Genomic DNA, 25,105 nt, shown 5'->3' on the forward strand with positions numbered 1-25,105 from the left:
CAAGATTTGTGACGCGATCAGCGACACGATTTTGGATGCGATGTTGGCGCAGGATCCGCGGTCGCGGGTTGCGGTGGAGTCGATGGTGACGACCGGTCAGGTGCATGTGGCTGGTGAGGTGACCACGGCGGCGAACGTCGATACGACGGCGTTGGTGCGTCAGGCGGTGTTGGACATCGGGTATGACTCGTCGGAGAAGGGTTTCGACGGGGCGTCGTGTGGTGTGAGTGTGTCGATCGGGGCGCAGTCGCCGGATATTGCGCAGGGTGTGGACACGGCGTACGAGTCGCGTCTGGAGAACGCTCTGGATGATTTGGACAAGCAGGGCGCGGGTGATCAGGGCCTGATGTTCGGGTATGCCTGTTCGGACACGCCGGAGTTGATGCCGTTGCCGATCGCGTTGGCGCATCGGTTGTCGTTGCGGCTCTCGCAGGTGCGGAAGAACGGGACGGTGCCGTATCTGCGTGCGGATGGTAAGACGCAGGTGACGATCGAGTACGACCAGGACAAGCCGGTTCGGTTGGACACGGTGGTGCTCTCGTCGCAGCATGCCGAGGGGATCGATCTGGACAAGCAGCTGGCTGCGGATGTGCAGAAGTATGTGATCGATCCGGAGATCGAGGATTTGGGTCTGCAGGCGGAGAACCCGAATATTTTGATCAATCCGACGGGCCGGTTCGTGGTTGGTGGTCCGATGGGTGATGCGGGTCTGACGGGTCGGAAGATCATTGTCGACACCTATGGCGGGATGGCCCGGCATGGTGGTGGCGCGTTCTCGGGTAAGGACCCGTCGAAGGTGGACCGGTCGGCGGCGTATGCGACGCGGTGGGTGGCCAAGAATGTGGTGGCTGCCGGGTTGGCGGATCGTGCCGAGGTGCAGGTCGCGTATGCGATCGGTAAGGCGGCGCCGGTGGGTCTGTTCGTGGAGACGTTCGGGACGGAGAAGATCGCGCCGGAGAAGATTCAGGCGGCGATCAATGAGGTGTTCGATCTGCGTCCGGCGGCGATCATCCGTGATCTGGATCTGTTGCGGCCGATCTATGCGCAGACGGCGGCCTATGGCCACTTCGGCCGTCCGGATGCGAACCTGCCGTGGGAGAACACCAACCGCGCCGACGACCTGCTCCGCAGCGCCGGCTGACGCGCCCGTCACCCTCGACACGGCAGGCGTGGCCGTCCGGGCGGACCGGGCGGCCACGTTGCTGTGTGTGGTTCCTTTCGGCGTGAATTCAGGACACGCCGCCACCTGCCGCTCGTACGGGTGAGTCCGTGTCTTACGCTACGGAACTTGTGGTGAGCACGCAGGGAGAGCAGGATGCGGCGTCGGGGGCCGGGGTCCCCGAGCCGGCGCCGCAGCCCGCGCGCGGCACCCGATACCTCAGCTGGGACGCGATCCGCGTCCTCGGGATCGCGGCCGTCCTCGCGTTCCACGCCACGTTCCTCACCCCGCACACGCTGCCCGGCTACGACATGCCGCCCGGGCCGTTGCAGATGGACTTCCCGTTCGGGGCGTCGCTGCTGATCGTCATCTCCGGCTACTTCGCCGCGATGACCGTCGGCAGGAAACCGCCGCTGCGGTGGTGGCTCCGCCGGCTCGCCCGGTTGCTGCCCGCGTTCTTCGTGGCCGTGCTCGTCATCTTCGCCGCGAGCCTGCTGCTGCATCCGGAGGGCTTCTACCGCCCGTCCTACACCGATCTCGTCGGCAACCTCGCCCTGCTGCACAACCTGTTGGACGGTGTCGAGTACATCGACCGTGCCCACTGGACGGTGCCGATCCAGGTCTGCGGCTTCACCGCGATCGCGCTGCTGGCCTGGAAGGGCCGCGTGCGCGGGCGGGCCGCCACGGCGGTCATGTGGGGCGTGCTGCTGGTCCCGCTCGCGCTGCGCTACCTGTTCATGGGTCCCGGCAGGATCCCGCCGGAGTGGGTCAGCATGCTCATGGACGGCACCGGACTGAGCCGGGCGCACCTGCTGATCGCGGGCGTCGCGATCTTCCGCTGGTCGAAGCAGCGCATCACGTTCACCCAGCTGTTGTTGATGCTCGTCGTGGTGCTCGTCGCGCACACGAAGCACCCGCCGCCCGGCGACTCCGTCGTGGCGTTCGCGGTGTCGCTGGTGCTCATCAGCGTGGCCGCCTACCAGCCGGTGTGGGACGCCCCGCTGCTGACGAACCTCGCCCGGCCGATCCGCTGGCTGGGCGGCATCTCGTACGGCGTGTACCTGATGCACTACGTCATGGGCTCGCTCGTCGCGCGGCACCTGGCCGACCTGGGCGTGCCCTGGTTCGGCTGGGTCCCGGCGTACGTCGCGGTCGCGGTGCTGCTCGGCTGGGCGCTGACGCGCTGGGTGGAGCAACCCGCGTTCACCCTTCTGAACCGCGGCATCGACGCGCTGCCGTCGCGGGCGCAGGCGGGGTCGGCGGCGGCGCGCACCGGAGGGTGAGTACCGCTCTGGTAGAGAAGACGGCGTGAGCGGCCCTGAACCGACCCCGCTGTGGGATCTGGACGACCTGCCCGCGCCGAAGCCGGGCGCGTCCGCGTCCGGCGCGTCCGGAGGCGCGGCGCCCGGCGGCGCGGGGGCCGACGGCGGCGCCCGGCGGCAGGCCGGTCGCGGCGGCACGGGCGGTACCGGTGGGAAGGGCGGTCGCGGCGGGAAGAGCAGCACCAAGGGCCGGAAACGCCCCGCCGAGCGCGACCCGATCGCCCGCGTGGCCGTCGACGTACCGCTGCCGCACCTGGACCGCACGTTCGACTACCAGGTCCCCGCGGAGCTCGACGCGCGCGCCGTCGCGGGCTGCCGCGTGCGTGTCCGGTTCGCGGGCCAGCTGGTCGACGGTTTCCTCGTCGAGCGCGCCGCGACGACCGAACACCGCGGCAGGCTCGCCTTCCTGGAGCGGGTCGTCTCCAGCGAGGTGGTCCTCACCCCGCAGCTGGCCACGCTGTGCCGAGCGGTGGCCGACCGCTACGGCGGCACGTTCATGGACGTCGCCCGGTTGGCGATCCCGCCCCGGCACGCCACCGTCGAGGCCGAGCCGACGGGCGGGGGCGAGGGCGGCGAGCCGGGCCCCGTGGACTCCGACACCGTGGACTCCGACACCGTGGACTCCGACACCGGGGACTCCAGCACCGAGGACTCCGAGGCCGCCCCCGGCGCCGGTGCTTCCGGCACCGATGCCTCCGGGACCGACGTTTCGGGAACCGACGTTCCGGGGACCGAGGACGCCGACGCGACCCCGTCCGGCGCGATGCCTCGCCCGGACACGGCGGCGTGGGAGCGGTACCAGTGGGGCCCGTCGTACGTCGGCGCGCTGGCCGCGGGCCGGGTGGCCAACGCGGTGTGGCAGGCGCTGCCGGGGGAGGACTGGCCCCGGCGGCTCGCCGAACTGGCCGCCACCGTGGCCGCGGCGGGCCGGGGCGCCGTGCTCGTCGTGCCCGACCACCGGGACGTGACGCGGCTGGCGGCCGCATGCGCCGAGCTCGCCGGGCCGGACGCGGTGGCCGCGCTGTCGGCCGACCTGGGACCCGCCGAGCGGTACCGCCGCTGGCTGGCGGTGAAACGCGGCGCGGTACGCATCGTCGTCGGCACGCGCGCCGGCATGTTCGCCCCGGCTGCCGACCCCGCCCTGTACGTGGTGTGGGACGACGGCGACGACCTGCACGTCGATCCGCACATGCCGTACCCACAGGTGCGGGACGTGCTGATGCTGCGCGCGCACACCGACCGCGCGTCGCTGCTGGTCGCCGGCTTCGCCCGGACCGCGGAGGCGCAGTTGCTGCTCGAATCGGGCTGGGCGCAGCCGCTCGTGGCGCCGCGCGAGCAGCTGCGGTCGCGGGCCCCACGGGTCACGCCGACCGGTGAGGACTTCGACGTCGCGCGCGACGAGGCCGCGCACGCCGCCCGGTTGCCCGCGGTGGCGTTCGAAGCCGCACGGGCGGGTCTGAAGGCCGGGGCTCCGGTGCTGGTGCAGGTGCCGCGCCGCGGCTACGTGCCCGGGCTCGCGTGCGCGCAGTGCCGCACGCGCGCCCGCTGCCGGCACTGCGCGGGGCCGCTCGCGCTGCCCGGCGGGGGCGAGGCGGGATCGCCGCGGTGCCGGTGGTGCGGGGTGACCGACGCGGCGTTCCGCTGCTCGGCGTGCGGATCGGTGCGGCTGCGGGCCGTCGTCGTCGGGTCGAAACGGACCGCCGAGGAGCTGGGCAGAGCCTTCGCCGGCGCTCCGGTGCGGACGTCGGGAGGCGGCGAGGTGCTGGACACGGTGCCCGCCGCGCCCGCGATCGTCGTCGCGACGCCGGGTGCCGAACCGGTCGCCGACGGCGGGTACGGGGCCGCGCTGCTGCTCGACGGCTGGGCGCTGCTGGGCAGGCAGGATCTGCGCGCGTCCGAGGAGGCGCTGCGCCGGTGGATGGCGGCCGCCGCGTTGGTGCGGCCCGCCACCGACGGCGGGCGGGTGATCGTCGGCGCGGAGGCGGGCGTACCCGTGGTGCAGGCGCTGGTGCGGTGGGACCCGGGCTGGCTCGCGGCCTCGGAGCTGGCCGAACGGCGGGAACTCGGCTTCCCGCCCGCCGTGCGGATGGCGAGTCTCGACGGCTCGCCGGAGGCGGTAGCCGCGGCGCTCGACGAGCTCGCACCACCGGACAGCGCGGAGATCCTGGGCCCGGTGCCGCTCGGCGAGGTCGACGAGGACGGAGGTTCCGAACGCGAGCGGGCGCTGGTGCGCGTGCCGCGCGGCGACGGGCGCGGGCTCGCCGCCGCGGTGCACACGCTCAACGCCGTCCGCGGAGCCCGCAAGGAGGGCGATCCCGTGCGGACCCGACTCGACCCCCTCGACCTCATCTGACGTACGGGTGAAGCTCTAGACTGGCGTGGATGATCGCACCGCTGACCCGTGCGGGCGGCCGATGAGGCTCGTCTTCGCCGGCACACCGGAACCCGCCGTTCCCGCGCTCCGCGCACTGCTCGCCTCGCGGCACGAGGTCGCCGCCGTCGTCACCCGCCCGGACGCCCCGGCGGGACGCGGCCGCAGGCTCGTGCGTTCACCCGTCGGCGCGCTGGCCGACGAACACGGCATCGAGGTCCTCACGCCCGCCCGTGCGGACGACCCGCAGTTCCTGGCGCGGCTCGCCGAGCTGGCGCCCGATGCCTGCCCGGTCGTGGCCTACGGCGCGCTGCTGAAGCGGGACGCACTCGACATTCCCGCGCACGGCTGGGTCAACCTGCACTTCTCGCTGCTGCCCGCGTGGCGCGGTGCCGCTCCGGTGCAGGCGGCCGTCGGCGCGGGCGACGAGTACACGGGCGCGTCGACGTTCCGCATCGTGCCCGAACTGGACGCGGGGCCCGTGTTCGGCGTGGTGACGGAGAAGATCGGCCCCACCGACACGGCGGGGGAGCTGCTCGGCAGGCTCGCCGAGTCGGGCGCCGCGCTCATGGTGTCCACCATGGACGGCATCGAGGACGGCAGCGTGACGGCGGTGCCGCAGCCCGCCGACGGCGTGACCTACGCGCCCAAGGTCACCGTCGAGGACGCGCGGGTGCGGTTCGACCGGCCCGCTCTCGCCGTCGACCGGCACATCCGTGCGGTGACGCCGGAACCGGGCGCGTGGGCGGAGTTCCGCGGTGCGCGGTGCAAACTCGGCCCGGTCCGGCCGCTCGACGCCGACTCCGGCGCCCCCGAGCTGACTCCGGGGCAGCTCCTGGTGGAGCGCACGCGCGTACTGGCGGGCACCGCCACCGCACCCGTCGAACTGGGCGAGGTGCAGGCACAGGGCAAGAAACGCATGGCGGCGACCGACTGGGCTCGCGGCACGAGAATCGAGCACGGGGAGCGCCTCACATGAGCGACGACGGAACCACCGGCAGCGGCGGCACGGGTGGCCACGGCGGCCGTGGTCGTCGAGGCGGCGGCAGCGGCGGTGCCGGCGGCCGCGGGCGGAGCCGCGGCGGCAGGCCCCAGGACGACCGGCAGCGCAGGCAGGGTGGCAGGCCGGATCGCGGCAGGAGGCCCGCGCCCCGCAAGGAGGGGCCGCGGAAACCACCGGTGGACGACCCGCCGCGACGGGTGGCGTTCGACGCGTTGCGTGCCGTCAGCGAGCGTGACGCCTACGCGAACCTGATCCTGCCGGAGCTGTTGCGGCAGCGGCGCGTCTCCGGCCGCGACGCCGCGCTGGCGACCGAACTGACCTACGGCACCGCCCGCGCGGCGGGGCTGCTCGACGAGATCATCGCGTCCTGTGTGGACCGTCCGCTGTCCGAGGTGGACGGTGCGGTGCTCGACGGCCTCCGGCTGGGCGCCTACCAGCTGCTACGCACCAGGATCCCGCCGCACGCGGCCGTGGACTCGGCGGTCGAGCTCGTGCGCGACGTCGCCGGTTCGCACGTGGCCGGGTTCGTCAACGCGGTACTGCGCAAGGTGTCCGACCACGACGAGCAGGAGTGGGTCGACCGGCTCGCGCCCGACGCCGAGACCGACCGGATCGGTAACCTCGCGATGCGCACGGCCCACCCGCGGTGGATCGCCCGGGCGTTCGCCGAGGCGCTCGGCGACACCGGGGACGAGCTGGCGGCGGCCCTCGGCGCCGACGACGCGCGGCCGGAGGTGCATCTGCTCGCGAGGCCGGGGGAGATCAGCGCCGACGAACTCGCCGCCATCACCGGCGGCGACGTCGCGCCGTACTCGCCCTACGGGGTGCACCTGCCCGCAGGCAGCGGCGACCTGGCCGCGTCGGAACCGCTGAAGGAACACCTCGCGGCGGTCCAGGACGAGGGCAGTCAGCTGGTCACGCTCGCCGCGGTGGGCGCGCCGGTCGCCGGGACGGACGCGCGGTGGCTCGACCTGTGCGCGGGCCCCGGCGGCAAGGCGACCCTGCTCGGTTGCCTGGCGGCGACCGCCGAGCACGAGGTGGCCGTCGACGCCGTCGAGGTCGCCGACCACCGCGCCCGTCTCGTCGAACACGCCGTCGACGGCCTGCCGGTGACGGTGCACCGGGCCGACGGTCGCGACCCGGGCTTGGGGGGCGGCTACGACCGGGTGCTCGTCGACGCGCCGTGCAGCGGGCTCGGGGCGCTGCGGCGCCGCCCGGAGTCCCGCTGGCGCAGGCAGCAGGGCGACGTCGCGGACCTGACGAAACTGCAGGCCGAACTCCTCGAATCGGCCTTCCGGCTCGTGCGGCCCGGCGGCGTCGTCGCCTACGTCGTGTGCTCGCCCCATCTGGCGGAGACGGAGGGGGCCTTCACCACCGCCGTCCGGCGCGCCGGGGCGGAGACCGTCGACGCGCGGGAGTTCTTCCCGGGTGTGCCGCAGCTCGGCGACGGCCCGACGGTGCAGCTGTGGCCGCACCGGCACGGCACCGACGCCATGTTCTGCGGACTCGCCCGCGCCACGTGACCGCGGGAGCGGGCCCCGGCACCCGCGTTCCGCCGGGCACGGAACGCGGGTGCCTCGGGCTGGTCGCGTCGGCCTGCGGCGGGGTGGAGACCCGGCTGACGTCCGAGCTGGCCGAACCGGCGGCCGCGCGGGGCTGGCGGCTGGCGATCACGCTGACACCCACCGCGGCGTCGTGGTTCGACGACCGGGCGCTCGCGCGGCTGCAGGCCACCACCGACCTCGACGTCCGGTGGACCGCGCGTACGCCCGGAGCGGCGCGTCCGCATCCCGATCCCGAGGCGTTCGTCTTCGCGCCTGCCGGTGCGGGCTCGGTGGCGAAGCTCGCACTGGGCCTGGCCGACAACCAGGCGCTGACCGTGCTGGGCGACGCCGTCGGCGTGGTGCCGATGGTCGTCGGCCACCGGGTGCGGCCCACTCGGCCCGCGCATCCCGCGTGGCAGGGCCACCTCGACGCGCTGGCGGGCGCCGGGGTGCGCGTCACCGGCCTCGGTGACGCTCCGTGGACCGGCGTGCTGGACCGACTGCCCCACGGCGATGCCCGGTGACCGCCTCCTCGGTGACCGCACGCCCGACTCCGGTGACCGCGGTCGCGGTGACGGCCGGTCCCGCCGACCGCGGCGCCTCGTGGCCGCCTGCGGTGCGGTGAACGTCACTCCGGGTGACGGAAGGCCGCCCCGGGCGGCCGCTGCGCGCGCGGCTGCCTAGGATTCGCGGTGTGGCCTCTCAACCGCTTCACCCGCTGATCGCACCGAGCATCCTGTCCGCCGACTTCGCGCGCCTCGGCGAGGAGGTCGCGGCCGTCGCCCGTGACGGCGAGACCCGCGCCGACTGGGTGCACGTCGACGTCATGGACAACCACTTCGTCCCGAACCTGACGCTCGGACTCCCGGTCGTCGAATCGCTGCGGAAGGTCACCGACGTCCCGCTCGACTGCCACCTCATGATCGAGAACCCGGACAGGTGGGCCCCTGGCTACGCCGAGGCGGGGGCGTACAACGTGACCGTCCACGCCGAGGCGGCCCACGATCCGGTGATGCTGGCGAAGAACCTGCGTGCCGCCGGGGCGAAGGCGGGGTTGTCGATCAAGCCGGGCACGCCGCTCGACGACCACCTCGACACGCTCAAGCACTACGACACGCTGCTGGTGATGTCGGTCGAACCGGGGTTCGGCGGCCAGTCGTTCATCCCGGACGTGCTCGAAAAGGTGCGCACCGCGCGACGGCTCGTCGACACCGGGCACCTGAGGCTCGTCGTCGAGATCGACGGCGGCATCAACGCCGACACGATCGAGCAGGCCGCCGAGGCGGGCGTCGACTGTTTCGTCGCCGGATCCGCGGTCTACGGTGCCGAGGACCCCGGCCGGGCCGTTGCGGCGCTGCGGGACCAGGCTGCCGGCGCGCGCCCGGCGCACTGACGTGCCCGCGGGACCTGCCGGCCGTGACGGCGGGACGGGTGACGCCGGCACGGGCGCGGCCGCGGAGGCGATGGCTGCCGCCCTCGCGCTGAGTGAGGACGTGCGCGGGACGACGAGCCCCAACCCGCCGGTCGGCGCGGTGATCGTCGACCAGGGCGGTGCGGTCGTGGGCCGCGGCGCCACCCGGCCGCCGGGCGGCCCCCACGCCGAGGTGATGGCACTGCGTGAGGCGGGGGAGCGGGCGCGCGGCGGCACCGCGTACGTGACGCTCGAACCGTGCGCCCATCGAGGCCGGACGCCGCCGTGCGCCGAGGCACTGCTCGAGGCCGGGATCGCCGCGGTGCGCTACGCCGTCGCCGACCCCAACCCGCCCGCGGCAGGCGGTGCCGACGTGCTGCGCGCGGCGGGCGTCGACGTCGCGGGCGGGCTGCTGGCCGACGAGGTCGCGGCCGGGCCGTTGCGGGCGTGGCTGCACTCGGTGCGCACCGGACGGCCGCACGTCACGTGGAAGTACGCCGCCACGCTCGACGGCCGGGTCGCCGCCGCCGACGGCACCAGCCGGTGGATCTCCGGTCCCGTCTCCCGCGCCGAGGTGCACCGCATCCGCGCGGCCGCGGACGCGATCGTCGCCGGCACCGGCACGGTGCTGGCCGACGACGCGTGGCTCACTGTCCGGGACGCCGACGGAGGGCTCGCTGACCGTCGGCCGCTGCGCGTCGTCGTCGGCGCGCGGGGCATACCGGAGACCGCCCGGGTGTTGGACGACGCGGCGCCGACGGTGCACCTGCGCACCCGGGACCCGCGGGAGGTGCTGACCGACCTCGGCGGTCGCGGCGTGGTCGACGTGCTGCTCGAGGGCGGGCCGACCCTCGCGGGCGCCTTCGCCGAGGCGGGCATGATCGACCGGATCGTGGGGTACGTCGCGCCCGCGCTGCTCGGTGCGGGGCCGACGGCGCTCGGTGCGGCCGGCGTGTCGACCATCACCGAAGCCCACCGGTGGCGTGTCGAAGGGGTCACCATGAGTGGGGACGACGTGCGGATCACGGCCGTACCGGCCGCCGGTGAAGGAGGACCCTGACGTGTTCACGGGCATCGTGGAGGAGCTCGGCGAGATCACGGCCGTCGAGGACAACGGCGACGCCGCGCGGCTGCGCGTGCGCGGCCCGGTGGTGACCGGCGACGCCAAGCACGGGGACTCGATCGCGGTCAACGGAGTGTGCCTGACCGTCGTCGAGGTCGACGGCGACGAGTTCACCGTGGACGTCGTCCACGAGACGCTCGACCGCACCAGCCTCGCCAAGGTCGAGGCGGGCCGGAGCGTGAACCTGGAACGGGCGATGGCGGCGGGCGGCCGGTTCGGCGGACACGTCATGCAGGGCCACGTCGACGGCACGGGCGTGTTCCTGCACCGCGACGCCGACGACCTGACGCACTTCGCGTTCCCGCCGCAGCTCGGGCGCTACATCGTGGAGAAGGGGTCCATCGCGATCGACGGCGTGTCGCTGACCGTCGCGAGTGTCTCCCCGGAGGAACTCACCGTCGCGCTCATCCCGACGACGCTGTCGCTGACGACGCTCGGCCGTACCGAACCGGGCGACGTCGTGAACCTCGAGGTCGACGTCCTCGCCAAGTACGTCGAGAAGCAGACCGCCGGCGGGGCCTCGGCGCTTCCGGTGGACAATGGCGGTGGCAAGGAGGACGGGTGAGCATGACAGAGACGTCAGAGGCGTCGCAGGCGGCCGCGGGTGCACCGGCGGGGTTCGACCTCGAGTCGATCGAGGCCGCCATCCGCGACATCGCCGACGGCAAGGCCGTCGTCGTGGTCGACGACGAGGACCGCGAGAACGAGGGCGACCTGATCTTCGCCGCGGAGAAGGTGACGCCGGAGCTGCTGGCGTTCATGGTGCGGTACACGTCCGGCTACGTGTGCGTGTCGCTGACCGGTGAGGACTGCGAACGGCTCGACCTGCCGCCGATGTTCCACACCAACCAGGACGTGCGCGGCACGGCGTACACCGTGACGGTCGACGCCACCGAGGGCATCGGCACCGGGATCTCGGCCACCGACAGGGCGCACACGATCTCGCTGCTCGCCGACCCGTCGACGGGGCCGAAGGACTTCAAGCGCCCGGGACACGTCGTTCCGCTGCGCGCCAAGGACGGTGGCGTGCTGCGCAGGCCCGGCCACACCGAGGCGGGCGTCGACCTGGCACGCATGGCGGGGCTGGCACCTGCCGGTGTGCTGTGCGAGATCGTGTCGCAGAAGAACGACGGCGACATGGCCAAGCGGGACGAGCTCGAGGTGTTCGCCGCCGACCACGACCTGCGGCTGATCACCATCGCCGACCTGATCGCCTACCGCAGGCGCATGGAGAAGCAGGTCGAGCGCGTGGCCGAGGCCCGCATCCCGCTCGCCCCCGGCACGTTCCGCGCGATCGGCTACGACAGCCTGCTCGACGGCATCGAGCACGTCGCGTTCGTCTACGGCGACATCGGCGACGGTGAGGACGTCCTGGTGCGGGTGCACTCGGAATGCCTGACCGGTGACGTGTTCGGGTCGCTGCGCTGCGACTGCGGTCCGCAGCTGCAGGCGGCGCTCGAGGCGGTCGCCGAGGAGGGCCGCGGCGTCGTGCTCTACATCCGGGGGCACGAGGGCCGGGGCATCGGCCTGCTGCACAAGCTGCAGGCGTACCAGCTGCAGGACGACGGTGCCGACACCGTCGACGCGAACCTCCAGCTCGGGGTGCCCGCGGACGCCCGCGACTACGGCACGGGCGCGCAGATCCTCACCGACCTCGGCGTGCGGTCGATGCGCCTGCTCACCAACAATCCGACCAAGCGGGTCGGGCTCGAAGGCTACGGCCTGCGCGTGACGGGCCGCGTGGGGCTGCCGGTGTCGCCGAACCCGGAGAACCTGCGGTACCTGCAGACCAAACGCGACCGCATGGGCCACGAGCTGGCCCAACTGGAGAACGCGGACGACGTCGGCGCGGGCCTGGCCGAGTTCGGCCCCGGCACCGCGGCCGGCACGGGAACGGAAGACGGTGGTGGAACGCCGTGAGTGGTGAAGGACGACCCGACGACGACACCGAGGCGCTGCGCGAGTGCGAGGGGCTGCGGCTGGCGATCGTCGCGACCCGGTGGCACACGACGGTCACCGACAGCCTGCTGGAGAACGCGGTGCGGGCGGCGTCCGAGGCGACGCTCGCCGAGGAGCCGACCGTGGTGCGTGTCGCGGGTGCGGTGGAGCTGCCCGTCGTGGCGCAGTCGCTGGCCAGGGGGCACGATGCCGTCGTGGCGCTCGGCGTGGTGATCCGTGGCGGCACGCCGCACTTCGAGTACGTGTGCGACGCCGTGACCGCGGGGTTGACGCGGGTGGCGCTCGACGAGTCGACGCCCGTCGGCAACGGCGTGCTCACCTGTGATACCGAGCAGCAGGCCCTGGACCGCGCGGGCCTGGCCGACTCGGTCGAGAACAAGGGGCGGGAGGCCACCGTGGCCGCACTGACGACCGCTGGCGTGTTGCGTGGCCTGCGCCAGCCCTGGACCGAACGGGGTTTCGTGTGACCGCGGGTGAGCAGATGACCACGGATTCCGACAACGGTGCTGCGGCCGGTGACGACGTGATCGTGGCCCGGCCGCAGCGCGCCGCCTGGATGGGCGGTGCCCTCGGGGTGCTGCTGCTGGCGGTGTTCACGGTCGTGGCGGTGCTGCTGCGCGGGTCCGACAGCGGCGCGATCTTCCACCTCAGCGACCAGATCGCCATGGTGGGTGTGGGCCTGCTGCTGGGGCTGGCGTGCGCGTCGTTCGGCACCCCGAAGGTGCGTGCCGATTCCCGCGGCGTCGACGTGCGCAACGTCGGCACCACCCGGCACTTCGACTGGGACCAGGTGCTGTCGGTGAGTTTCCCCGACGGCGCCTCGTTCGCCCGGTTGGAACTGCCCGACGACGAGTACTACCCGCTGCTGGCGGTCCAGGCCGTCGACCGGCACCGCGCCGTGACGGCCGTGCGCGGCCTGCGCAGGCTGCACAAACGCGCTCGGGAGGACTGACACCCGGCCGGGCCGCGGCCGGGCGACCCGCCCGGCCCGCCCGGCCGGTGTCGGATCCTGCGATCAGCGGTCGAGGTCGACCACGACGGGTGCGTGGTCGGACGGGCTCTTGCCCTTGCGTTCCTCGCGGTCGACGTAGGCGTCCGAGACGGCGCCCGCGAACGCGGCGTCGCCGTACACCAGGTCGATCCGCATGCCCTTGTTCTTGGGGAACGCGAGCTGGCGGTAGTCCCAGTAGGTGTACGGCCGGTCGTACTTCAACGGCCGCGGCACGACGTCGGTCAGCCCGGCGTCGGTCAGCGTGGCGAGGGCTTTGCGTTCGGGCTCTGTGACGTGCGTCGACTCGGCGAACAGGGCGATGTCCCACACGTCGTCGTCGGTGGGGGCGATGTTGAAGTCGCCGAGGACGGCCAGCGGCCGGGACGGCTCCGCCGCGCTGTCGGCCGCGACGGTGTCGTTCAGGGCGGCGAGCCAGTCGAGCTTGTAGTCGTAATGCGCGTGGCCGGGTTCGCGGCCGTTGGGGACGTACACCGACCAGACGCGCACGCCGCCGCACGTGGCGCCCACCGCGCGGGGTTCGACGGCGCCGTCGTAGGCGGGCTGGCCGGGCAGGTCGCGCACGACGTCGTCGAGGCCGACCTTGGACAGGATCGCCACGCCGTTCCAGCGGCCGGTGCCGTGGCAGGCGATGTCGTAGCCGAGTTCGCGGACCTGGTCGGCGGGGAAGGCGTCGTCGGCGCACTTGAGTTCCTGCAGGCACAGCACGTCCGGCCGGGTCGAGTCGAGCCAGGCGAGCAGCCGGGGGAGGCGGGCGGTGACCGAGTTGACGTTCCACGTGGCGATCCGCATGCGGGCAGCCTCGCACAACGAGATCGGTGTATAATGACCTATACGGCACGGCGCGGTGTCACGCCGTCGTGCCGCGGTGGTCGCCCTCCGTCTCGCCGCCGGTCTCATCGCTGCCACGGCAGCCACGGACGACCGAGGGGTCGGTCGTCGGTGGCGGGGCGAGCTACAGGGCGAGCAGGCCGGCCACGACCTCGTCGACGCGGCCCGCGACCACGTGGGGCCGCTCGACCAGCGGGGTGAGGCCGCCTTCGAGGCGGGCCGCGAATCCCGCGAGGAGTCCCGCCCTGGCCGCGCCGTGGGTGTCCCACGAATGCACGGCGACGAGTGCCGTCTCGGCCGGGGCGGACCCCGCCTGTTCGCACGCCCAGTGGTATGCGCGGGCCGGCGGTTTGAACGACCGGACGGCTTCGGTGGACAGCACGCCGCGGAGTCGCCCGCTCATGCCGTGTCTGTCGAGAATGGACTCCAGGACGCTCGCGCCGCCGTGGGTGAAGCCGTAGGCGGGCACGCCGGCCTCGGCGAGCAGGGTGAACGCGGTCTCCGCCTCGGGGTGCAGCGGCAGCTCCGTGAAGCCGTCGAGGATGTGGGCGATGGCGTCGTCGCTCAGGGTGTGCCCGGAGGTGATCGCCAGCTGTGCCGCGGCGACGGCACGGAACGGCGGTGCCTCGCCCGCGAGGGTGTGGGCCATGCCGTCGCGCAGCGTGCGCGCGAAGAACAGCTCCAGTTCATGGCCCGGCCTGCCCGTCTCGACGAACCGCTCCCGCAGCGGTTCGAGGCGCACGAGCGTCTCGAACACGTCGAACAGGACCACCGACGGCCGCCTCGCTGCAGCGCGTGTCATGGCGGTCAGGCTACGTTCCCACCGCGGGTGCCGCGACGGAGGCGCCCGGTCCGCCGACACCCGCGGCCCCTGACCAGGGTGTCGGCGGGTCGCCATAGAGTGGAGACCGTGGCTGACCCGTCGACCTACCGGCCCGCTCCGGGGAGCATTCCGGACGAACCGGGCGTGTACAAGTTCCGCGACGACCGTCGCCGCGTCATCTACGTCGGCAAGGCGAAAAGCCTGCGCAGCAGGCTGAACTCGTACTTCGCGGACCTCGCCGGGCTGCACCCGCGCACCCGCCAGATGGTCACCACGGCCGCGAGCGTCGAGTGGACGGTCGTGTCCACGGAGGTCGAGGCACTCCAGCTCGAGTACAACTGGATCAAGGAGTTCGACCCGCGGTTCAACGTCCGCTACCGGGACGACAAGAGCTACCCGGTGCTGGCGGTGACGCTGAACGAGGAGTTCCCGCGGCTGCACGTCTACCGCGGGCCGCGGAAGAAGGGTGTGCGCTACTTCGGGCCGTACGCCCACGCGTGGGCGATCCGCGAGACGCTCGACCTGCTGTTGCGGGTGTTCCCCGCCCGCACCTGCTCGAGCGGTGTGTTCCGCAGGCACTCCCAGATCGGCAGGCCCTGCCTGCTCGGCTACATCGACAAGTGCTCGGCGCCGTGCGTCGGCCGGGTCACCGCCGACGAGCACCGCGCGATCGTCGAGGACTTCTGCGACTTCCTCGCGGGCAGCACCGACAAGATGGTGCGCAGGCTCGAGAAGGCGATGGCCGAGGCCTCGGAGGAGCTGGAGTTCGAACGCGCCGCTCGCCTGCGTGACGACCTCGGGGCGCTGCGGCGGGCGATGGAGAAGCAGGCGGTCGTGCTGGGCGACGGCACGGACGCGGACATCGTCGCGTTCGCCCACGACGAGCTCGAGGCGGCGGTCCAGATCTTCCACGTGCGGGGCGGTCGGGTGCGCGGGCAGCGCGGCTGGGTGGTCGACAAGGTCGAGGAGATGGACGTCGCGGCGCTGGTCGAGCAGTTCCTCAGCCAGTTCTACGCCGAGCAGCTCGACCTGGCACGGGAGGCGCCGGGCGGTGGCGGGCCGACGGTGCCGCGCGAGGTCCTCGTGCCGGAACTGCCCGCCGACGCGCCCGCGATGACCGACTGGTTGTCGGAACTGCGCGGTTCCCGCGTGCGCCTGCGGGTGCCGCAGCGCGGCGACAAGCGTGCACTCGCCGACACCGTGGAGCGCAACGCCAAGGAGGCGTTCGCCCAGCACAAACTGCGGAGGGCGGGCGATCTCACCGCGCGGTCGGCGGCCCTGCAGGAACTGCAGGAGCACCTCGCGCTCGACACGGCGCCGCTGCGCATCGAGTGCGTGGACATCAGCCACACCCAGGGCACCGACGTGGTCGCATCGCTGGTCGTGTTCGAGGACGGCGTCCCGCGGAAGAACGAGTACCGCCGGTTCGCGCTGCGCGAGGCCGCCGACGAGGGGGACGTCGCGGCCGTCGCCGAGGTGGTCCGGCGGCGCTTCGCCCGCTACCTCAAGGAGACCGCCGCCGACGGTGCGGAGGCCGCCGAGGCGACCGGTGCGGGTGACGTCGCTGCCGAGGTCGGCGCCGGGGCAGCGGCACCCGCGTCGGCCGACGGCGGGGTACCGGCCGCGGGGCAGGACGGCCCGCCGGGGATCGATCCGGAGACCGGCAAGCCGAAGAAGTTCGCGTATCCGCCGAACCTGCTGGTCGTCGACGGCGCGGGTCCGCAGGCGACCGCGGCGGCCGATGTCCTCGCCGAGCTCGGCATCACCGACGTGGCCGTCGTCGGCCTCGCGAAGCGACTCGAAGAGGTGTGGTTGCCGTCCGACGACGAGCCGGTCATCCTGCCGAGGACCTCGGACGCGCTGTACCTTCTGCAGCGGGTGCGCGACGAGGCGCACCGGTTCGCCGTCCGGTACCACCGGGAGAAGCGCGGCAAACGGGTGCAGGCCTCCGAACTGGACGGTGTGCCGGGACTCGGGCAGGCGAGGAAGTCCGCCCTGATCAAGCACTTCGGTTCGGTGAGGAAGCTCAAGCAGGCGGGGGTCGACGAGATCGCGCAGGTGCCGGGCTTCGGGAAGCGGACCGCGGAGGCCGTGCACACGGCACTCGCAGGCGGCCGAGCAGGGGAACAGACCGGCGCGGGGAAACAGGACGGCGCAGAACAGCAGAGCGCAGAACAGCAGAGCGCGGGGCAGCAGAGCGCGGGCAGGCAGGCCGGCGCAGAGCCACCCGGTGCAGGGGGACGAAGCATGGAGCGAGGGGAGTCGAACCAGTGAGCAGCGGAGAAGCCGGCAGAGCAGACGCGGCGGAGGAGGACGGCAGGGGCTCCGGAATGGAGGTCGCGGTCGTCACCGGGCTGTCCGGGGCGGGCCGCAGCACGGCGGCGAAATGCCTGGAGGACCTGGGTTGGTTCGTCGTCGACAACCTGCCGCCGGAGCTGATCTCGACGATGGTCGAGCTCGGCGCGCAGTCGAGGGGGGCGATCACGAAGGTCGCGGTGGTGATGGACGTGCGGTCGCGGGCGTTCACCGACGACCTGTCGTCGGTCATCAAGGGTCTGGACATGCGCGGGTACAAACCGCGGGTGCTGTTCCTGGAGGCGACCGACGCGGTGCTGATCCGCCGGTTCGACCAGGTGCGCCGGGGTCACCCGATGCAGGGTGACGGCAGGCTCGTCGACGGCATCGGCGCCGAGCGTGCGCTGCTGGAGCCGTTGCGGGCCGAGGCGGATCTGCTGCTGGACACGTCGTCGCTGTCCGTGCACGATCTGCGCGCCAAGATCGAGGACGCGTTCGGCAGCGAGGCGTCGGCGCAGACCCGGGTGACGGTGCTCTCGTTCGGCTACAAGTACGGTCTGCCGATGGACTCCGACCTCGTGATGGACGTGCGGTTCCTGCCCAACCCGTTCTGGATCCCCGAGTTGCGTGACCATTCCGGTCTCGACACCGAGGTGCGCAACTACGTGCTCGGCCAGGAGGGCGCGGAGGAGTTCCTCGACCGGTACCAGGACCTGCTCCGGCTGATCGGCGCGGGGTACAAGCGCGAGGGCAAGCGGTACCTGACGCTCGCGATCGGCTGCACCGGCGGTAAGCATCGGAGCGTCGCGATCTCGGAGGAACTCGCGAACCGGCTGTCCAAAGAGGATGGAACGGCCGTGAAGGTGGTGCACCGGGACCTGGGCCGGGAGTGAACGAGGAGATGCGCGCGGTCGCCCTGGGCGGGGGTCACGGTCTGCACGCCACGTTGACGGCGTTGCGGAGGCTCACCGACGACGTGACGGCGGTGGTCACGGTCGCCGACGACGGCGGGTCGTCGGGCAGGCTCCGCCGGGAACTGGGCCTGCTGCCGCCCGGCGACCTGCGGAAGGCGCTGGGCGCGCTCGCCGCGGCGGACGACGGCGCGCGGTGGGCCGAGGTGTTCCAGCACCGGTTCGGCGGCAGCGGCGCGCTCACCGGCCACGCGGTCGGCAATCTCTTGCTGGCGGGGCTGTTCGAGGTGCTCGGCGACCCGGTCGCCGGGCTCGACGAGGCGGCCCGGCTGCTCGGCGTCTCCGGCCGGGTGCTGCCGATGTCGACCGACCCGCTCGACATCGAGGCCGAGGTGACCGGCCTCGAGCCGGACGGTGCGGTCAGCCGCATCCGCGGGCAGGTCGCCGTGGCCAGCACCCCGGGGCAGGTCCGGCGGATCACGCTGCACAGCGTGGTGCCCGCCGGTGACACCGGTGCGGGCGCCGCCGTGAAGCCGCCGCAGGCGTGCCGTGAAGCCGTCGACGCCGTCATGTCGGCCGACGCGGTGTTCCTCGGCCCCGGCTCGTGGTTCACGAGCGTGCTGCCGCACCTGCTCGTGCCGGAGCTGCACGACGCGCTCGTGAAGACGACGGCGACGAAGATCGTCATACTGAACCTCGTGCCGCAGCCGGGAGAGACGGCGGGCTTCTCACCCGAACAGCACCTGGACGTACTCTTCCAGCACGCTCCTCGGCTCGGGGTGGACGCCGTGATCGCCGACAGCGATTCGGTGCCGACGCCGGCGCGGCTCCGCTCGGCGGCCGCAGAGCTGGGCGGGCGTGCTCATCTGGCGTCGATCGCCACCCCGGGTGTGGTGGGGCGGCACGACCCGGATGCGCTGGCTGGTTGTGTGCGAGACGCGCTCGGTGCGACGAGCGCGAAGGAGGGGCTCTCATGGCGATGACCGCTGCAGTCAAGGACGAACTCAGCCGGCTCGAGCTGACGAAGACGAGCCCACGGCGGTCCGAGGTGGCGGCGATGCTGCGGTTCGCCGGCGGCCTGCACATCGTGGCGGGCCGGGTCGTGGTCGAGGCGGAACTGGACACCGGTTCGGTGGCCCGGCGGCTCCGCAAGGAGGTTCACGAGCTGTACGGCCACCAGGCCGAGGTGCACATGATCACCTCGGGCGGGTTGCGCAAGGGCAACCGCTACGTGGTGCGCGTGGTCAAGGACGGCGAGGGGCTCGCGCGGCAGACCGGCCTGATCGACCAGCGCGGCCGTCCGGTGCGCGGACTGCCCGCGCCCGTGGTGTCCGGCGGGATCGCCGACGCCGAGGCGGCCTGGCGCGGCGCGTTCCTGGCGCACGGGTCGCTGACCGAACCGGGGCGGTCCTCGTCGCTCGAGGTGACGTGCCCGGGGCCGGAGGCGGCGCTGGCGCTCGTCGGCGCGGCCCGCAGGCTCGGCATCCAGGCCAAGTCGCGCGAGGTGCGGGGAGCCGACCGGGTCGTGGTCCGCGACGGTGACGCCATCGGCGCGCTGCTCACCCGGCTGGGCGCGCATTCGAGCGTGCTGGCGTGGGAGGAGCGGCGCATGCGCCGCGAGGTGCGCGCCACGGCGAACCGGCTCGCCAACTTCGACGACGCCAACCTGCGCCGGTCCGCGCGTGCCGCCGTGGCCGCCGCGGCCAGGGTCGAACGGGCGATGGAGATCCTCGCCGAGGACGCGCCGGACCACCTGCTGACCGCGGGCAGGCTACGGGTGTCGAACCGGCAGGCCTCGCTCGAGGAGCTCGGCCAGCTCTCCGACCCGCCGATGACGAAGGATGCCGTCGCAGGCCGGATCCGCAGGCTGCTCGCCATGGCGGATAAGAAGGCCGCCGATCTGGGTATCCCCGACACGGAATCCGCCGTGACCGCGGAGATGCTCGACGAGGAAGTGTGAACGCGCGCCGTTACCCGTGCCCCGCGGCGACCGGAATCTCGTAACGTAGCGGTTGCACGGCCGGGCCACGGTCGGAAACGCAGCACCCTGACGCTCGAGGGCGAACGGTTCGGACCGCGCCTCCGGAGACCGGCCGGCGGCAGGTCACGATCGTTGGACGAAAGGGGGCAGCACGTGCACGCGACCAGGACGGGAGCCGACGGCACCGAACTCGCCGTCTCGCCCGAGATCGGAACGTGGCTCGAACACCGGTCGGGCCGCGCGGACGCCTGGACGGCCGCGGAGCTCGTGGCCGCCAAACGGGGACGCACCGTGAGCGTCGTGATCCCCGCCAGGGACGAGGAGGAGACGGTCGGCGAGATCGTGCGGACGATCCGCACCGCGCTCGTGGAGGCCGCTCCGCTCGTCGACGAGCTCCTCGTCGTCGATTCGCACTCGCAGGACGCGACCGCCGCGGTCGCCGCCGAGGCAGGCGCCGACGTGGTGGCCCAGGACGACGTGCTGCCCGCGCTGCCGCGTCACCGGGGCAAGGGTGAGGCGCTGTGGAAGGGCCTCGCGGCCACGCGCGGCGACCTGGTCGTGTTCGTCGACGGCGACCTCTACGGCTTCACCGCCGACTACGTCACCGGTCTGCTCGGGCCCCTGCTCACCCGGCAGGGCATCGACTACGTGAAGGGCTTCTACCACCGGCCGCTCGCGGAGGACGGCCGCAGGGAGGCCGACGGCGGCGGCCGCGTCACCGAACTGGTCGCGCGGCCGTTGCTGAACATGTTCTGGCCCCAGCTGTCCGGGTTCGTCCAGCCGCTGGCCGGTGAGTACGCGGGCAGGCGGGAGGTGCTGGAGGCCATCCCGTTCGTGACGCACTACGGCGTCGAGGTCGGGCACCTCATCGACCTGGTCGAGTGGCGGGGCCTCGACGCGCTCGCCCAGGTCGACCTGGGCGAGCGCACCCACCGGCACCAGACCACGCAGGCGCTGGGCCGTATGTCCGCGCAGATCATCCTGACGATGCTGGACAGATTGGAACGCTACGGCAGGATGTCGCTGTCCGTGCCGCCCGCGACCCTGCTGGCCCAGTTCCAGCGCGCCGTGGCCGGGCCCGGCACCGGCGTGGAGCGCGACCTGGTGCTGACCGACCTGACCCTCGAGGAACGCGATCCGCTCGCGCGGATCCCCCGCGACTCGGGCGGAAGCCTGCGGCGGACGGCCTGACCCGCGGTGTGCGCGGTTCGCGGCGGGTCAGGGCACGAGGGCCTACCGTTCGGCGGTGACGCGCCGGGCCCGGGGGTCTGCGCGGGATGTGCGGCCCGGGTTGCTAGCTTCCTGGCGTGCCTGCTCCCGCGCAGTTGAAGCGCCGCGCTCTCGACCTCGGCCGCCACCACTGGCTGTTCCTCGTGGTGTTCGTGGCCGGGCTCGGCCTGCGCGCCGCCGCCTGGTTCGCGTACCCGCCCGCGTTGTTGTACGGCGATTCGTTCCGCTACCTCGACAACGTCGGCACCCACAACCCGACCGGGCTGCACCCGATCGGTTACGACCTGTTCGTCCTCGAACCGGTGCTGGCCGTCGGCGGGCTCGGGCTCGTGTCGTTCCTGCAGCACGTCGCCGGGCTGGGATGCGGTATCGCGCTCTACGCCCTGGCCCGCAGGCTGGGGGTGCGCCGGAACTGGCTGGCCGCGCTCGCGGCGGCGCCGGTCCTGCTCGACGCCTACGAGGTGCAGATCGAGCAGATGATCATGTCCGACGTCTGGTTCCAGGTCCTGCTGGTCGGGCTGTTGTGGCTGCTGCTCGGCACGAGGCGCGGGGGGCAGCCGCCGGTGTGGGCAACGGCCGTGGCCGGTGTGCTGTTCGGCGTCGCCGTGATCTTCCGGATGGTCGCGCTGCCGCTGGCGCTGCCTGCGGTCGTGTTCCTGCTCGTCGCGGGCGGTGCCTGGCGGCGCTGGGGCACGTGGGCCGCGTGGCGCACGATCCTCGTGCGGGTCGCGGCGCTCGCGCTGCCGTTGGCGCTCGTGGTCGGCGGGTACGGCGCCTACTACGCGAGCTGGGCGGGTCACTTCGCGCTGAGCCCGTCGACCGGCAACGTCCTCTACGCCCGCGGTGCCGTGGTGGCGGACTGCCAGAACCTGGAGCTGTCGGAACGGCTGGAACCGGCGTGCCCGGACGAGCCGCTCGGCGAGCGGAAGGGCAGTGACAGCTACGCGCACATCGGCGCGAACGACGAGTGGCGCGCCCAGTGGCCCGAGGGCACGAACATCGTCGCGATCCAGCAGGACTTCGGCAAGCAGGTCATCCGGCAGCAGCCGTTCGACGTCGCCGTTGCGATCATGACCGACTTCCTCAAGGGATTCCGGGGCTGGCGCGTCGACACCCCGGGCGACGTGTCGGTCACGCGCTGGCACTTCCAGCCGACGTACCAGTTCTACAACCACGAGGAGAAGACCCGGGAGTACGCGCTTCGCTACAGCGGCGAGGAGCCGGAGTCCCGGCCGACGCTGGGCACGGCGCTGCGCTGGTACCAGTTGTTCGGCGGCTTCACCCCGGGCAACCTGCTCGGCGTGGCGTTGCTGCTGGCGCTGGCCGCGGGCCTGGGCATCACCCGTAAGGCGCGGGCGAGCGGGCTGCGGGCGGCGATGCTGCTGCCCGCGGGGATGGCTCTGGTGTCACTCGGCGGTGCCGCGGCGTTCGAGTTCTCGTGGCGCTACCAGCTGCCCGGCATCACGTTGCTGCCCCTGGCGGGTGTCCTCGCCCTGACGGCGCTGCTGTCGCGCCGGCATCGGCGGGACACACAGCCCGCCGAGACGTCCACGCCCACTCCGGACGACGACGTGCCGGGTCACGGCGAGACCGGGGACGGGCTTCCCTCCGGCAACGGCGGGGTGGCCGCGGGCAACGGCGTTCCGTCCCCCGGCGTCGTCGGCAACGGCGTCGCGGGCGGGAACGGCTCCGGACCGCACGCGCCCGCCGTGCCTTAACCTCACACCGTGCGAGCTGACGAGACGACCGCCGACCCGGACGAGGGGCTCGCGCGCCGGCTGAAGGCGCTCGCGTGCACCGCGCCGCTGCACGACCTCGACGCGCGCAAATCCAAGCTCGACTGGGCCGATGCGACCGTGTATCAGATGGCCGAGATCGGGCTCCACACGATCGACCAGGTCACGATCGCGATGGACTTCGACACCGGCGCCGACCACCACCAGGTCACCCGCCGGTTGCTGCCGTTCATCGCCGCCCAGGCACCCGACCGCACGGCCGACGAGCACACGCGCGTGGCGCGCTGGGTGCTCGACAACCTCATCAACGTCGGGACCACCGACCGCGGGTTCCGCCGCGTCTACGGCGCGGTCGACGCGGACGGGACGTACCGCAGGCGGGCGTTCGACTTCAAACTCCTCGTCGAACTCGCCGCGCCGGACGGCGAGGTGTACCTGCGCGCGACCGACGAGGCGATCAACGTGCTCGTCGGCGCACTGGACACCGACGTCGAATCGGCGCACATCGCCGCCGAGGTGAAACTCGAGAACCTGATCACGCGCGGCAGGCTGGCCGACGCGAAGCTCGCCGCCGAACAGGCGCGGTACCGCACGGTGCAGTACGGCGAGATCCTCCGCGCCCGGCTCGACGCGACCCGCCGTGACGTGCGGTCCGTCGACTGGGAACGCGAGCTGCCCGAGCTGCTCGACTCCGCGCTGACCCACATCGAGTCCCGGTTCCGCGCCGAAACGGCGATCCTGAAGAACATCACCGCGGCCAGGGACGAGGCGGAGGACCCCGGCCACAAGCGCAGGGCCGCCGAACTGGTCGAGATCGTGGGCGACTGCATCCGCAGGCACACGCAGCTCCAGAACCGGTTGCAGGCGGCGGGTGCGGTGTTCCGCGCCGAGCAGGACCGGCAGCAGTTCTCCGGGCCGCCCCAGCGCGCGGCGATCGACGTGTTCGGACAGCTGCTCACACCGACCCTGGACCTGCCGCTGTCCGACGCGCTCGCGCCGGTCGAGGCCTACTTCCGCGCGGGCACCGGCACCAGCGTGCCGAGCGTGCCGTCCCTGCCGTCGCTGGTGTCGTTGCTGCTGCGGCCCGCGCCGGAACGCGACCACGTCGTCGGCGAGGTGCCGGAGCCCGAGCTGCAGCCCGCGGAGGACACCGACGCGTTCACCGACGAACAGTGGCGGCAGGCCGACGCGCTGCTCGACCTGCCCGAGGTGCCGCGGCGGCTGTCGGGCCTGCTGGAGGAGGCCCGCGCGACCGATCCGGCCGTCGCGCGGCTGATCGCCCTGCGCGCCGTGCACGCCTACGGCCCCGAGGTCGGCGGCGCGCTGCGGCAGGCGCAGCAGTCGGTGCTGCTCGCCGTCGACGACGGCACCAGGCTGGACGACCCGGAGATCGGCGGCGCCGACCTGTTGCTGATGTCGGCCCTGGTCGACGGCGTCGTCGACGAGGGTGGTGAGGTCGACGGCGACGACGGGGACGATGGCGACGGCGGCGCTGGCGACGACGGCGCTGGCGATGGGGCGGCCTGGGCACCGGACGGCACGGCCGCGGAGCGCGAGCCCGGGTTGTTCGACGACGGCGAGGCGATCGAGGAGGCGGCTCTGTGAGCACGGGACATGCGTCGGCCGACGCCGAGGCGGCGGCGCGGCTGCTCGCGTTCGGTATGCGACCCAAGCTCGTGCCCGGACGGGACGTCGTGTACGCCGACCTCGTGCGCCGCTACGGCGAGGACAGCGCGTTCAAGCAACTCACCCACGCCGTCGCCGCGGGTCTGGGACTGATGGTGCTCGAGGTGAACGCGCAGGCCGGGGCGGTGCTGGCCGCCACGGACGAGTCGATCTTCGAGATCAAGATGGACAGCTACGCGCGGCAGTCGAAGATCCGCGAACGGCGCGACACCGAGAAGGTGCTGCACGGGCTCATCCACCTGGCCACGGCCGCGCTCGGCTACCCGCGGCCCGACGACCTCGCCAACGACACCTACATCGGCCGGGTGAGCGTCGAGCAGGTGGACGGTGTCGTGCGGGAGGCGTGCCGCATCCTCGACGAGCGCGCCGCGGCGAACACCGACCCGCTCGCCGACGCGCCCGAACTGGAGCAGGCGTGGCGGGCCTACGCGCGCAGGCCCGCGGCCGCGGCGACCAAGGACGGCAGGCTCGCCCCCGACACCACGCGCGGCATGGTGACCAGGGCGCTACGGTTCCTGGCCGAGCAGGGATTCCTCGTCCCGGTGAGTTCCGAGCAGGGCGGAACGTACCGGACGACGCCGCGTTACCAGGTGCAGGTGCGTGAGCTGGCGGCCGACGCCGCGTTCGACGAGCTGCTCGCGCTCGGCGTCGTGTCGGTGCCGGGTGAGGGGTCGACGCTGCGGGCGTCGGCCGGCGACACGCTGTAGGGGA

22 protein-coding genes are annotated in these 25,105 nt (G+C 73.0%); 20 read left to right on the forward strand and 2 right to left on the reverse strand.

Annotation, left to right across the window (positions count from 1 at the left end; genetic code table 11):
• The 12 genes from metK to LY13_RS22415 all read left to right on the forward strand — a co-directional run.
• A partial coding sequence (gene metK, locus LY13_RS22360) for a methionine adenosyltransferase (RefSeq protein ID WP_253830522.1) occupies positions 1 to 1,141 on the forward strand: 1,141 nt, incomplete at its 5' end.
• 152 nt (positions 1,142 to 1,293) lie between these two features.
• Positions 1,294 to 2,442 (forward strand): acyltransferase family protein, encoded by a 1,149-nt coding sequence (locus LY13_RS22365; RefSeq protein ID WP_253830523.1) that lies wholly within the window; start codon positions 1,294 to 1,296, stop codon positions 2,440 to 2,442.
• Between the two features lie 25 nt (positions 2,443 to 2,467).
• Positions 2,468 to 4,834 carry a primosomal protein N' gene (locus LY13_RS22370; RefSeq protein WP_372493876.1) on the forward strand — a complete coding sequence of 789 codons (2,367 nt, stop codon included), beginning with the start codon at positions 2,468 to 2,470 and terminating at the stop codon, positions 4,832 to 4,834.
• A 61-nt stretch (positions 4,835 to 4,895) separates the two neighbouring features.
• Positions 4,896 to 5,831 (forward strand): methionyl-tRNA formyltransferase, encoded by a 936-nt coding sequence (gene fmt, locus LY13_RS22375; protein WP_253830559.1) that lies wholly within the window; start codon positions 4,896 to 4,898, stop codon positions 5,829 to 5,831.
• Positions 5,828 to 7,378, forward strand: a complete 1,551-nt coding sequence (locus tag LY13_RS22380) for an RsmB/NOP family class I SAM-dependent RNA methyltransferase (RefSeq protein WP_253830524.1) — start codon at positions 5,828 to 5,830, stop codon at positions 7,376 to 7,378. Before fmt ends, LY13_RS22380 begins: the two co-directional genes overlap by 4 nt.
• Complete coding sequence (locus LY13_RS22385; RefSeq protein WP_253830525.1) at positions 7,375 to 7,923, forward strand: HFCD family protein; 549 nt, start codon at positions 7,375 to 7,377, stop codon at positions 7,921 to 7,923. The genes LY13_RS22380 and LY13_RS22385 overlap by 4 nt, the downstream gene beginning before the upstream one ends.
• 194 nt (positions 7,924 to 8,117) lie before the next feature.
• On the forward strand, positions 8,118 to 8,792 hold the full coding sequence (rpe, locus tag LY13_RS22390) for a ribulose-phosphate 3-epimerase (RefSeq protein ID WP_253830560.1): 675 nt from the start codon (positions 8,118 to 8,120) through the stop codon (positions 8,790 to 8,792).
• 70 nt (positions 8,793 to 8,862) lie between these two features.
• Positions 8,863 to 9,870 carry a bifunctional diaminohydroxyphosphoribosylaminopyrimidine deaminase/5-amino-6-(5-phosphoribosylamino)uracil reductase RibD gene (gene ribD, locus LY13_RS22395; RefSeq protein ID WP_253830526.1) on the forward strand — a complete coding sequence of 336 codons (1,008 nt, stop codon included), beginning with the start codon at positions 8,863 to 8,865 and terminating at the stop codon, positions 9,868 to 9,870.
• Position 9,871: 1 nt separating this feature from the next.
• Positions 9,872 to 10,498 carry a riboflavin synthase gene (locus LY13_RS22400; protein WP_253830527.1) on the forward strand — a complete coding sequence of 209 codons (627 nt, stop codon included), beginning with the start codon at positions 9,872 to 9,874 and terminating at the stop codon, positions 10,496 to 10,498.
• A 2-nt stretch (positions 10,499 to 10,500) separates the two neighbouring features.
• The gene (locus tag LY13_RS22405; protein WP_253830528.1) at positions 10,501 to 11,853 is read left to right on the forward strand and encodes a bifunctional 3,4-dihydroxy-2-butanone-4-phosphate synthase/GTP cyclohydrolase II; all 1,353 of its coding nucleotides are present in this window, start codon (positions 10,501 to 10,503) and stop codon (positions 11,851 to 11,853) included.
• Positions 11,850 to 12,359: a 6,7-dimethyl-8-ribityllumazine synthase gene (ribH, locus tag LY13_RS22410; RefSeq protein ID WP_253830529.1), complete on the forward strand. Its 510-nt coding sequence runs from the start codon at positions 11,850 to 11,852 to the stop codon at positions 12,357 to 12,359. The genes LY13_RS22405 and ribH overlap by 4 nt, the downstream gene beginning before the upstream one ends.
• Positions 12,360 to 12,373: 14 nt before the next feature.
• Positions 12,374 to 12,844, forward strand: a complete 471-nt coding sequence (locus LY13_RS22415; protein WP_253830530.1) for a PH domain-containing protein — start codon at positions 12,374 to 12,376, stop codon at positions 12,842 to 12,844.
• 63 nt (positions 12,845 to 12,907) lie between these two features.
• Here LY13_RS22415 and LY13_RS22420 read toward each other — a convergent pair whose 3' ends face one another.
• Together LY13_RS22420 and LY13_RS22425 are read right to left on the reverse strand one after the other, a co-directional pair.
• The gene (locus LY13_RS22420; protein WP_253830531.1) at positions 12,908 to 13,693 is read right to left on the reverse strand and encodes an exodeoxyribonuclease III; all 786 of its coding nucleotides are present in this window, start codon (positions 13,691 to 13,693) and stop codon (positions 12,908 to 12,910) included.
• 163 nt (positions 13,694 to 13,856) lie between these two features.
• Positions 13,857 to 14,534, reverse strand: coding sequence for an HAD family hydrolase (locus LY13_RS22425; RefSeq protein WP_253830532.1), 678 nt, complete (start codon positions 14,532 to 14,534; stop codon positions 13,857 to 13,859).
• A 108-nt stretch (positions 14,535 to 14,642) separates the two neighbouring features.
• Between LY13_RS22425 and uvrC the strand changes: the two genes are divergently transcribed.
• The 8 genes from uvrC to LY13_RS22465 all read left to right on the forward strand — a co-directional run bounded on the left by uvrC (position 14,643) and on the right by LY13_RS22465 (position 25,101).
• Positions 14,643 to 16,829, forward strand: a complete 2,187-nt coding sequence (gene uvrC, locus LY13_RS22430; protein ID WP_253830533.1) for an excinuclease ABC subunit UvrC — start codon at positions 14,643 to 14,645, stop codon at positions 16,827 to 16,829.
• Between the two features lie 56 nt (positions 16,830 to 16,885).
• A complete protein-coding gene (gene rapZ, locus LY13_RS22435) occupies positions 16,886 to 17,743 on the forward strand; it encodes an RNase adapter RapZ (RefSeq protein WP_253830561.1) in 858 nt (285 codons plus the stop codon).
• Positions 17,744 to 17,751: 8 nt separating this feature from the next.
• Entirely contained in the window at positions 17,752 to 18,744 is a 993-nt protein-coding gene (locus tag LY13_RS22440; RefSeq protein WP_253830534.1) for a gluconeogenesis factor YvcK family protein, read from the forward strand.
• Positions 18,735 to 19,721: a DNA-binding protein WhiA gene (gene whiA / locus LY13_RS22445; protein WP_253830535.1), complete on the forward strand. Its 987-nt coding sequence runs from the start codon at positions 18,735 to 18,737 to the stop codon at positions 19,719 to 19,721. Before LY13_RS22440 ends, whiA begins: the two co-directional genes overlap by 10 nt.
• 174 nt (positions 19,722 to 19,895) lie before the next feature.
• A complete protein-coding gene (locus LY13_RS22450; RefSeq protein ID WP_253830536.1) occupies positions 19,896 to 20,933 on the forward strand; it encodes a glucosyl-3-phosphoglycerate synthase in 1,038 nt (345 codons plus the stop codon).
• A 116-nt stretch (positions 20,934 to 21,049) separates the two neighbouring features.
• The gene (locus LY13_RS22455) at positions 21,050 to 22,690 is read left to right on the forward strand and encodes a hypothetical protein (protein WP_253830537.1); all 1,641 of its coding nucleotides are present in this window, start codon (positions 21,050 to 21,052) and stop codon (positions 22,688 to 22,690) included.
• Positions 22,691 to 22,699: 9 nt separating this feature from the next.
• Complete coding sequence (locus LY13_RS22460) at positions 22,700 to 24,313, forward strand: hypothetical protein (protein WP_253830538.1); 1,614 nt, start codon at positions 22,700 to 22,702, stop codon at positions 24,311 to 24,313.
• A gap of 56 nt (positions 24,314 to 24,369) precedes the next feature.
• A complete protein-coding gene (locus LY13_RS22465; protein ID WP_301299498.1) occupies positions 24,370 to 25,101 on the forward strand; it encodes a hypothetical protein in 732 nt (243 codons plus the stop codon).
• Positions 25,102 to 25,105 lie beyond the last annotated feature (4 nt).

The organism is Prauserella aidingensis (genome assembly GCF_024171865.1).
Taxonomy (GTDB): Bacteria; Actinomycetota; Actinomycetes; order Mycobacteriales; family Pseudonocardiaceae; genus Prauserella; species Prauserella aidingensis.